General features: G+C 50.4%; 5 protein-coding genes. 2 read left to right on the top strand and 3 right to left on the bottom strand.

Going from position 1 to position 11,894, the window contains the following annotated elements; all coding sequences use genetic code 11:
* The first annotated feature begins 23 nt into the window (after positions 1-23).
* Together EZMO1_RS10905 and EZMO1_RS10900 are read left to right on the top strand one after the other, a co-directional pair.
* On the top strand, positions 24-8,207 hold the full coding sequence (locus tag EZMO1_RS10905) for a hypothetical protein (protein WP_061509458.1): 8,184 nt from the start codon (positions 24-26) through the stop codon (positions 8,205-8,207).
* Between the two features lie 188 nt (positions 8,208-8,395).
* On the top strand, positions 8,396-8,668 hold the full coding sequence (locus EZMO1_RS10900) for an HU family DNA-binding protein (RefSeq protein WP_034873218.1): 273 nt from the start codon (positions 8,396-8,398) through the stop codon (positions 8,666-8,668).
* Positions 8,669-8,918: 250 nt separating this feature from the next.
* On the opposite strand, the gene EZMO1_RS10895 is transcribed toward EZMO1_RS10900, so the two are convergent.
* The 3 genes from EZMO1_RS10895 to EZMO1_RS10885 form a co-directional block, all read right to left on the bottom strand.
* Entirely contained in the window at positions 8,919-9,248 is a 330-nt protein-coding gene (locus tag EZMO1_RS10895) for a helix-turn-helix transcriptional regulator (RefSeq protein WP_051789450.1), read from the bottom strand.
* Between the two features lie 81 nt (positions 9,249-9,329).
* The gene (locus EZMO1_RS10890) at positions 9,330-10,562 is read right to left on the bottom strand and encodes a glycosyltransferase family 9 protein (RefSeq protein WP_034873217.1); all 1,233 of its coding nucleotides are present in this window, start codon (positions 10,560-10,562) and stop codon (positions 9,330-9,332) included.
* A 4-nt stretch (positions 10,563-10,566) separates the two neighbouring features.
* Positions 10,567-11,835 (bottom strand): GtrA family protein, encoded by a 1,269-nt coding sequence (locus EZMO1_RS10885; protein ID WP_222842222.1) that lies wholly within the window; start codon positions 11,833-11,835, stop codon positions 10,567-10,569.
* Positions 11,836-11,894: the final 59 nt, after the last annotated feature.

The raw sequence follows: 11,894 nt of genomic DNA, 5'->3' as shown, positions 1-11,894 counted from the left end.
TTTAATGATTGTCGAGGTTTAACATGGCCCCAGCTTATACTCCAGAAAATGCACCGGTTCTCTTCGTAGGCGTTCAGGGAGACGTCACTGTAAAAGACGCGTCAGGAAAAGAAATCAAGCTGAATAAAGGTGATCAGCTACCCACTGGTGCCACGATCGTCGTCGGCAAAAACGGTAAAATCGTTTTTAAACAGGCAGACAAAATCCTGAAATACGACGGCCAGGGCGAGGCCAGCCTCAATGAGGCCATCACACAATCCTCGGACGCCTCCAGTGATACCGAAATAAAAGATCTGGTTGATGCAGCTGAACAGATGACTGCTCCCACGACCACAACCACGGTTCAGCAGCCTCTGGCAAAGCCGGTTGCCCGGCCTGACACATCATCCCCGACACCGGCAAAACAGGGCATCACAGAGCCTCCTGTTTCGGTGGAAGTAGAGCAGAATCAAAAAGCGCCGCCTACAGCGACAGAGATTGTGGCTGAAATGGCAAACCGGATCGTCAGCAACAGCAATACCATTGCAGCCGCTTTTAACGATTCTGAAACACAACCAGCAAGCTTTGCAGCTGGCACACCCGGGGATAGCAACCGCCCACCGGCTACGCCTGACGTTCCTCCATCAGCACCGGCCATCAAATCCTTTGAGCCGAACACCGGTTCCAGCGATGATCATCTGACCTCTGTACAACAACTGACCATCATTGGCAGCGCCCCCTCGGGTACTCAGGTCACCCTGTACTGTGACGGAATCGCTGTAAAACGCGGTGTTCCGGTGACTAGCCAGGGTCTCTGGTCTACTTCCTGGAATACAGGGAAAGACGGCAGTTTCAAACTGACGGCTACAGCCACTTCCGGCACTGCAAGCAGTGAACCTTCACCCGCATTCACGGTTCAGGTTGATTCCACCCCCCCGGTTCTTGAATTCGATGATCCCGCTACCAGTGACAACTACAATTTTGTTACCTACACCAAGTCAGCCACGATTACCGGCACTGCTGCACCCGGTCTGAAATTCACCCTGAAACAAGGTGACAACAGCTGGGAAGTCTCTGCCGATGACAAAGGCGTATGGTCACATCAGGTTACTGGCTTAAGCGATGGTATCGCTGAATTTACTGCATCCGCTGCCAGCATTGCCGGTGCAGAGGTGCATAAAACAGCTGGCCTTCTGGTTCAATCCACCCCTTATGACTTCCAGATACATCCTGACTACGGCTCAAGCAGTACCGACGCGATAACAAATTCGGAAAACCTGTCACTTTCAGTCAAATCCCAGCCCGGCTCAACTGTTATAGTGACCATTCTGGGAACTGGAAAACAATTAACCGTTAATATCAATGAAGATGGCATTGCCGAGACAACGCCATTTCAATTAACAGATAACAGAGCCTATGACATTCAGCTTAAAACGATCTATACCAGTGGAGAAGGTGAATCCGATACAATACAAAAAACAGTTACGCTGGATACCATCCCTCCAGTCATCACAATGGACCCCCATGAAGCTGTCTATAAAAATGCCGAAATTAGCTTAAGCGGAACATGCAACGAAGAGGGAAGCACCGTTTCTATTAAACTGGTGAACATTTTCCACCAGGACCTCACTGATTCTACAACCGCAAAGGTTGAAAACGGTGTCTTTAGTGCAACTGTTACAGCACCGGAACAAGGTCACTACAGGGCAGAAGTCAGTGTTGTTGATACTGCAGGAAATAAGGAAGAACTGCTGGACGATCTTTATCTGGACTTCATGCCCCCAATGCCTGAGCTAATCGTACAGACTCAGCCAAAAGACTCATCAACCAACACAAACCCGGAGTGGAGTGGATCCTTCCCTCACGAAGGTAAACTAATAGTTACCTTCAATGGCCAACAGTACGATATCACGGTCGAGAATGACAACACATGGTCCTTCAAATTTGGTGCACCCTTCGACTTTGGCAGACATACCGTTACATTTAACGGCACCCAGACCGGGCTGCCTGGTAAAGCCATTTTTGAGGATTCATTCTCGGTCATCGCACTGCACCAGATGGAACTATCTATTGACCAGGCTCCGGACAGCCGGACAAATGAATCCCTGTTAGTGTGGAAAGGTTCCGGGGCAGCCAAAGGCGCAAAAGTGACTCTCACTCTGACCCCTGCCAAAGGCAACTCTATCAAGGAAATCGTTGATGCAGATAATCAGGGAAGCTTTGAATTTACTGTCAATGCACCTGAAGGCAGCTACACAACAGCAATAACAGCCACAGCCAGTGATTATGAGCACAGCTCAATTACAGGATTACCTGTCACCGTTGATCACACTGGACCAAAACTCACTGACATAGAATTTAAACCCGATGTTGACCAGTACCTGTTAACCGGAAAAGCCATTGACCAGTTTGGCAATCCCGAAGCCAGCGGGTCAGTGGCTGTTAGCCTTAATAGCCGTCAATCTTATCTCGGTTCCATTAAAAACGGACAGTTTAGTGTCGAGCTTCTCAACCTGAAGCCTGATCAGGACTACAAAGCAACCATCACTGCTACCGACGATCTCGGTAATGTCGAAACAGAAGTCTCTCAAGACTTTACCGTACCTGCGCTCCCCTCCATGACACTGGTGCTGGATGAAGCTACTTCATCCGCCGGTCGTATTGGTAACACTCCAGCCGAGTGGAAAGGTTCCGGCGCAGCCCCTAACGCCAAAGTCACCCTGACCCTCAAGCCCGCCCGGGGCAGCGAGGTTCAGGAAACCACCACCGCTGATGACAAGGGGAAATTTGCGTTCTCTGTGGAAGGTCTGCCAGAAGCCACCTATACACCGGTGTTCACTGCTTCGGCCAAAGGCTTTCAAGACGGGCAGACAAAGGGTAACACGCTCACTGTAGATCTGACCGGTCCCGTGCTCACTGACGCGATCTTCAAGCCAGTTTCTGATCACTACGCTTTAGAAGGCAAAGCAACAGACCCGTTCGGAATTCCGGAAGCAAAAGGTACAGTTGTTGCCCACCTCGTTGATAGTGGTGAGTCTTATCTCGGCACCATCAAGGATGGCCTGTTCAACGTAGAGCTGATCAACCTCAAACCTGGACAGAGCTATGAAGCAGAAGTGACCCCCACCGATGATCTTGGCAATTCTGGAAAAGCGATAACACAGGACTTCACTGTTCCTGACTTGCCTACTATGAATCTGGTGCTGGATGAGTCCGCCTCGTCCGCCGATCGTATTGGCTCCACCCCGGCCGAGTGGAAAGGCTCTGTCGCAGCCCCTAACGCCAAGGTCACCCTGACCCTCAAGCCCGCCCGGGGCAGCGAGGTTCAGGAAACCACCACCGCCGATGACAGCGGGGTATTTGCGTTCTCTGTGGAAGGTCTGCCAGAAGCCACCTATACACCGGAGTTCACTGCCTCTGCCACCGGTCATCAGGATGGACAGGCAACAGGGAAAACCCTCACGGTTGACCTGACCGGCCCGGAACTGACTGTCAATGCAAACTTCGAGACCGGCACCGGTATCACCACGGTCTCCGGCACCTCTACAGACCCGTCCGGCAAGGTCGAAGCCACCATTGATGGCAATCCCTACAGCAGTGCAATTGCCAGTGGTAGCTATAGCTTTGAAGTGCCCGGGCTCACTCCCGGCGAACTGTACCCAATCTCGGTGACAGGCACCGATGATCTGGGCAATGTCGGAACAGAAGTCTCTCAAGACTTTACCGTACCTGCGCTCCCCTCCATGACACTGGTGCTGGATGAGGCTACTTCATCCGCCGGTCGTATTGGTAACACTCCAGCCGAGTGGAAAGGTTCCGGCGCAGCCCCTAACGCCAAGGTCACCCTGACCCTCAAGCCCGCCCGGGGCAGCGAGGTTCAGGAAACCACCACCGCTGATGACAAGGGGAAATTTGCGTTCTCTGTGGAAGGTCTGCCAGAAGCCACCTATACACCGGTGTTCACTGCTTCGGCCAAAGGCTTTCAAGACGGGCAGACAAAGGGTAACACGCTCACTGTAGATCTGACCGGTCCCGTGCTCACTGACGCGATCTTCAAGCCAGTTTCTGATCACTACGCTTTAGAAGGCAAAGCAACAGACCCGTTCGGAATTCCGGAAGCAAAAGGTACAGTTGTTGCCCACCTCGTTGATAGTGGTGAGTCTTATCTCGGCACCATCAAGGATGGCCTGTTCAACGTAGAGCTGATCAACCTCAAACCCGGACAGAGCTATGAAGCAGAAGTGACCCCCACCGATGATCTTGGCAATTCTGGAAAAGCGATAACACAGGACTTCACTGTTCCTGACTTGCCTACTATGAATCTGGTGCTGGATGAGTCCGCCTCGTCCGCCGATCGTATTGGCTCCACCCCGGCCGAGTGGAAAGGCTCTGTCGCAGCCCCTAACGCCAAGGTCACCCTGACCCTCAAGCCCGCCCGGGGCAACGAAGTTCAGGAAACCACCACCGCCGATGACAGCGGGGTATTTGCGTTCTCTGTGGAAGGTCTGCCAGAAGCCACCTATACACCGGAGTTCACTGCCTCTGCCACCGGTCATCAGGACGGACAGGCAACAGGGAAAACCCTCACGGTTGACCTGACCGGCCCGGAACTGACTGTCAATGCAAACTTCGAGACCGGCACCGGTATCACCACGGTCTCCGGCACCTCTACAGACCCGTCCGGCAAGGTCGAAGCCACCATTGATGGCAATCCCTACAGCAGTGCAATTGCCAGTGGTAGCTATAGCTTTGAAGTGCCTGGGCTCACTCCCGGCGAACTGTACCCAATCTCGGTGACAGGCACCGATGATCTGGGCAATGTCGGAACAGAAGTCTCTCAAGACTTTACCGTACCTGCGCTCCCCTCCATGACACTGGTGCTGGATGAAGCTACTTCATCCGCCGGTCGTATTGGTAACACTCCAGCCGAGTGGAAAGGTTCCGGCGCAGCCCCTAACGCCAAGGTCACCCTGACCCTCAAGCCCGCCCGGGGCAGCGAGGTTCAGGAAACCACCACCGCTGATGACAAGGGGAAATTTGCGTTCTCTGTGGAAGGTCTGCCAGAAGCCACCTATACACCGGAGTTCACTGCCTCTGCCACCGGTCATCAGGATGGACAGGCAACAGGGAAAACCCTCACGGTTGACCTGACCGGCCCGGAACTGACTGTCAATGCAAACTTCGAGACCGGCACCGGTATCACCACGGTCTCCGGCACCTCTACAGACCCGTCCGGCAAGGTCGAAGCCACCATTGATGGCAATCCCTACAGCAGTGCAATTGCCAGTGGCAGCTATAGCTTTGAAGTGCCCGGGCTCACTCCCGGCGAACTGTACCCAATCTCGGTGACAGGCACCGATGATCTGGGCAATGTCGGAACAGAAGTCTCTCAAGACTTTACCGTACCTGCGCTCCCCTCCATGACACTGGTGCTGGATGAAGCTACTTCATCCGCCGGTCGTATTGGTAACACTCCAGCCGAGTGGAAAGGTTCCGGCGCAGCCCCTAACGCCATGGTCACCCTGACTCTCAAGCCTGCCTGGGGCGAGGTTCAGGAAACCACCACCGCTGATGACAAGGGGAAATTTGCTTTCTCTGTGGAAGGTCTGCCAGAAGCCACCTATACACCGGAGTTCACTGCCTCTGCCACCGGTCATCAGGACGGACAGGCAACAGGGAAAACCCTCACGGTTGACCTGACCGGCCCGGAACTGACTGTCAATGCAAACTTCGAGACCGGCACCGGTATCACCACGGTCTCCGGCACCTCTACAGACCCGTCCGGCAAGGTCGAAGCCACCATTGATGGCAATCCCTACAGCAGTGCAATTGCCAGTGGTAGCTATAGCTTTGAAGTGCCCGGGCTCACTCCCGGCGAACTGTACCCAATCTCGGTGACAGGCACCGATGATCTGGGCAATGTCGGAACAGAAGTCTCTCAAGACTTTACTGTACCTGCTTTGCCCACACCAGCTGTAGAACACGAGTTCTCCGTAACTGCATCGTCTCTAACGACGGATACCAGTACGATGATTCTGACAGGTACCCACCCACTGGAAAACGGCAGAGTACGAATAAAGCTAGATGGAGATACAATTAAAACAATCTTACCTGCAACAGGTGTCATTTCAGAGAAAGCTGTAAATCATAAATGGAGCATTGAACTAAACAATCTGAAAAATCAGGCGTTTGAAGTTAGTTTTGAGGCTTTGGATAATTCAGATTCAGCCCACGATGCCAAAGCACTCGACGATATTGCAATTATTACAAAGACTGCAGTTGTAAACGGAACACAACACAGTCTTATCGAAAGCATATCACCGGTCAGTGGTGTAGGTGCTTATGGTCATAACATCGTTCTTAAAACAACTGACAAAAAGGCCCCATGGGAAGCTGAGCTAGTAACGCCGTTCAAATCTGATGAAGCTACTAAGCAGGGAATTAAAGCGCGAATCAAGCTTGATACCAGCCAAAAGGAACCAAAGCCGCTAAAAAGTTCGACCGACTCCGAGGAGAACGGGGAAGCTTCACATAGCTTCACTCTGAACAAATCAAAATTAGCGTTTAAACCAACGGATGAATTTCAAAAAACAGCTACAGTCAAGATAAAAACTCAGGATGGCATTGAGCAATTTGAAACTATCTATGTTGGTGTAAAAACACCATCACTTCAATACAGCTTTGACATTCCGAATACAAAATCAGATTCCGAAGCTGTTACTGCCAAACAGCAAGAACAAACAACGCAAAATACTTTTGAATCAGGACAGGTGCCTTTTGTCTCCTCAACCTACCCGGCTGAAGCAAAGGTTGTTGGCACCATTAATCAGGTTCCGGGTTCAATTGGCTCGGGTATACAGTTTGGTCAGGGTGCTCTTAGAATCCAGCATTTTAAAGACCTGTTTAATGACAGCTATACCATCTGCTTTGATATCAAAACATCTGCAAAAGCGGATTCAGGTAGTCCAACATTGCCTGCGCTTGCGGGCTACTATGACCATGAATACAGCGCTGAAACATTCCTGATGGGTGCCTTTAACGATAAGGGACAAATTGGATTTGTCAGCGGTGATAAAAAAGCCTTTGGTGAGCCTGTTGTAGCCGACAACCAGTGGCATTCTGTTTGTTTATTAAGAGACATGTATCCTGCCGAGGGACACTCCCATTATCGGATAATGGTTGATGGCAAGCTGGTGACTATGAAAAAGGAAGGAGAGACAATCACCGACAATTACGTGCAGGTTGTTCATGAAGTTTCAGACGGCACTCCGGTCAGTGCCTATCCAGTCCATTTTCTGGGTGGCGTCACTTCCTCGACAGCCCCGGAGAAGGTTGATTTCCTGAAAGCCGATCTGGATAACTTTACGGCTTATGCCTTCCATAAAGCCGTTCCTTATGAAGCCTCCGCTTACGCCCATGTTCATTGGGACTGCCCTGAAGGCAGCCAATGTGCCTATGAAGGAGAGCTTCCTGTCGGCCTGATGGTTCAGGAGCTGATGGCAAGCCGGTTAACACCACACTGCTCTCTGTATCTGCAACTTAAACCCGGTGTAGATAAGGACTCTTTGGGTTCAGGCTTTACAATGACCTACAAAGGCAAAACTGTGAGCCCGGTGCCTGATTCTGAGGCTGGTGAGAATGTTTACAAACTGGATGACGCCAGTTTAGAAAACCTGGCAACGCTAAAACTGCAGGCAGCCAATCCAGAAGCAACCAGGCTGCTGGAAATACACATTGATCGTACCGAGTCTGACCTCGTCAAAGGAAAAGACGCAAGTGATATTTCAACTCCTGATGGCATCATCGAGATTGATAATTCCAACTACCCATTGGGCAGTGGAATCAGCTTTGGTTTAGGCAAAAAACAATCCGCATCACCGGCTGCAAGTGATCCGGATCTGGGTCTGGAGGACAGACACCTTGTTACAGAGGTTGGCTCAACCATCAACGACTATGATGCCAGCAGAGGTATTGTCAATCTTAACGGATTAGAGGCTCTCAGAGGGCTGGTAAAAGACGCTGGTGATGGTAACCGGTTGCTGGAATTGATGAGCAGAGGCACAGCAGAGTCAGGTACAGAAAAGCAGGTTTATATTAAACATCCTTGCAGCCTTAGTGCGAGTCCAGCACCTGACTGCAGCCATGACCCTCTTGTTACAATCAATACGGTCGAGCCAAACTCTGCCATCCACTTAACACTGGAAGAGCAAATGACTCACTATATTTAAAAAGCTGCCATGGGCTTGTGAGGGCGCTGCAATGATAAGAAGTTGCAGCCCCTTAAAAAATCATGGATAGCTTCTGAGCAATACACTCTATTCCTGCTTCATCAGGAACCTTGGTACCCAGTTATACCCTGCTCTGGATATAACCGGGATTCTTGTTCCACTCACAGGTAATACATCCGAGCTTGAACATGAACAAGAAAGAACTTGTCGAACAGGTAGCCGACCATTCTGGTTTATCGAAAAATAAAGCAGAACTGGTTGTTAACGCCTTTATCCAGCGAACTCAGGAATCTCTTGCAACAGGAGATGCACTGCAGCTGATCGGATTTGGTACATTTTCCGTCACTGACCGTGCCGCACGAAAAGGACGAAACCCCCAAACGGGACAGGAGATACACATCCCCGCCTGCAAGATGCCTCAATTTAAGCCAGGCAACAAACTGAAGGAAGCTGTTAAGTAAACAGAAACGTCTATTCACCTGTTTTCATACAGCGATTCAACATTTCACATCTGCCACCATTAAACATCAATGCCTGTAGCTGGCTAAAAGCACCAACTCCAGAAGCCTGACTGCCCCTGATGGTCATGCAAAGCAGGCAACCCCAAGTACAACACTTGCAGCTACGGATGATTTTCTATGGTTAAAAAAACAGGGCAGATCTCAATGAGATTGCCCTGTTCATTACATAATTTTGAATAGCTTCCGGATATCAGGCCATGGCTTTCATGACATTAAGAATGGCTCTTTTCTTTTTAAGGTTCATACGGTTTAACGCACGCATAATCTCACCGTCCACTTCCGTGTCACAAATGGAATCAACGGGGGAGGTCAGATATTGATTGCCACGACCTGTGGCTACCCACTCGAAAGATATCTCAAGAATCTCAGCCATTTTACGCAGATTTTCCAGACTCGGGCTGCTCATTTCGGTTTCCCACTGAGCCAGTGCACTGCGCGATACACCAATCAAATCAGCCAGAGCCTGTTGCGACAAGCGTTTTTCTTTACGGGCTCGCAATATTCGTGTTGTCAGGTTCATCCATGAACTCTCGTAGACGAAAAAATTAAACCTCTTATTAAAAATCAGTGTAACACACCAGTCAGTAATGAAGTGTAGCGATTAAGCCCTCTGCCGGGTAATTACCTGACCGTCCAGAACCGGTTTCATAGTAGCAAGCACATCATCCACACTGATGGCCTTCAGGCACTGGTTATCAAAGCAGGTGGTTTTACGATGGTTACCGGCACTGACACAGGGCGAACAAGCCAACCCGGCATAAATCGGAGTAGAGTTACCCAGAGCTCCATAAAGCCTTGGTGTTTCCGGCCCGAATATGACAAACGTTTTCAATTCAGTCACCGATGCAAAGTGCGGAGGCCCTGAGTCGTTAGACAACATGACGTAAGAAACAGAGTACAGTGGTACCAGTTCAGCAAACGTAAACACTCCGGCGCTGTTGACACACCGCTGGTGATCCACCATTTGATTCAGTTCTTCCGCACCCGCTTTTTCAGCAGGAGCCCCCGTTATCACCACCAGAATATCCTGGTAATCATCCAATACCTGCCTGATGACACTGGCATAGCGATCCCGCATCCAGCGTCGCTGAGGCAGCAGGTCGCTGGCGTTCGGGTTGACCAGCATGACTCTGTACTGCTCAGTACTGAAGTCAGTCTTTAATTCTGCCAGCTTCTTGAGGACAGACTGTTTGAGTTCCTCATCGACATCCGCACGCGCCAGCTTAATATCGTCCTGATTCAAAAGCTTTCTCTGGTAAGGCTGACCTTTGTCGCCTGTACACGCCTGTACCAGAGCCATAAAGTTCAAGGAAATATGGTGATGTGGGTTATACATCACCGGATGCGTCAGGAAATTCCCACGATACAATCCTTCTTCATGCACGCCATCATAACCCGTACGATTCACCGCACCGGACATCCGCGACAACAGGGCAGTGAAACGGGAGAACAACTCCAGATCAATGGTAGTATCAATCTTGCGCTGACGACACCAGACCAGAAAACGCAGGCTATCAAACGCCAGAGTGAACAGGCTGTCAGGGCGAATGGTAAAAATGCGCTCTTCCGGTATTGTCTTCAACAGTTTCAGGCTGGCAGCATTTTTTTGAAAAATCACAAAATGCAGGTTTTTTCCCTGGTCTTTTAGCCAGCGCATGGCCGGGTCCGCCAGAATGGCGCTGCCCATTTCTGAAAGCTCGATGAACAGAACATTTTCCGGCTGTTTTGGCTTTGGCCTGAAGATAAACTCCCAGACCTTAAACAACTGCTTCAACAGAAAGCACAACGGCACACCAACATAGTGGTCAATGACCCTCATGGTATCGACTTTCATGGGACTACCCTTCCCTTACACCGGCATCACGGCCAGCGGCAAAAATAAACACAGACGCAAACGTAAAATTAAACATCATACCGGCCAGAACACCTGCAATCATTGCCAGCATTTTAAAGTCAGCAAAGAACGGTACAAACTCGGTCAGCAAGTAATAAGAACCCCAGTTAGGCAGGAAGCTGACCATACACATGGACAGGTACTTGATCCACTGCGGGGCTTTTTTGCTTTTCACGACATGATTAAAGGTGAATGTGCGGTTCCAGTACCAGTTCCAGCTGGCAGCCACCCAGTAAGAGCCACCTCGTGCCACCAGATGTGGAATGCCCAGAGCAACAGACATCAGCCAGTAAATACCCATATCCACCACAAAACCGGTGGCGCCGACAAGACCGAACTTCACCAGCCGGTGAACCAGTTTATAGAGTTTATTAACCAGTGTGCCTTCGACCAGCAAATCCGCTTCAAGATAATCCTTATAAAGCGTGAACAGCGTCACCAGCATCAGCACCAGTGAGAGTGCAGACAACGCATACTGCCAGTAGATCAGGAACGGAAAATATTCCTGAAAACCATTGTCATAAAAGGGCAGAAAAACGGCGCAAACCGCCGTTAAAAACAGCAGAAACAGACGGGATTTCAGACCAGAGCCGATGTTATCTGCCAGAGTGCAACCAATATAGGTAGAAAGGATACCCACCCAGATACCCCAGACCAGATCCTGTGGCCAGTGCGCCCCGACCACAATTCTGGAAAACGCCACCAGCGCGCCAAACAGCAGAATCCACCAGCGAATCGCACCTTTGAAATGCGCCAGAACCAGCCCTACCATCAGAAAGACTGTGCCGGTATGCCCGGAAGGCAGCGAGTTTTTCCGCACCGTTGGGCCAATAATATTCAGCATGTCTGAGCCGAGCTCGCCCGCAGGACGTAAAGAATCAATGACAGCCTTGCCGCCGTTCAGCAAAACCGCCCCCACCAACATGGTCAGGATCACCGACAACTGTTGCTTTGGCTTCAACACAAACAACAGCATGGTCAGAGGGAACAGGAAAAAGCCATCACCGAAATTGGTCAGAACCACCCACAGGGCGTCGCCACCCACTGTATTAGCCGGATGATTTAACCACAGAAAGGCAGACTGGTTGATACTGTCAAAATGAAAAATGAGAGCGAAGGGCAACAGCAGCAGGGTTGCCCACTTCAACAGATTGAAATACGGATTTTGATCAGGATAAAAAGACTGGAGCATCCCTTGTTGTCTCGTGGACATAAAAGTGTGGGGCGTCATTATAACAATCGTACTATTCGAAGAAAGTGAACTGGTAACAA

Source organism: Endozoicomonas montiporae CL-33 (assembly GCF_001583435.1).
Taxonomy (GTDB): Bacteria; Pseudomonadota; Gammaproteobacteria; order Pseudomonadales; family Endozoicomonadaceae; genus Endozoicomonas_A; species Endozoicomonas_A montiporae.
This window is presented reverse-complemented; position numbering and strand designations above follow the sequence as displayed.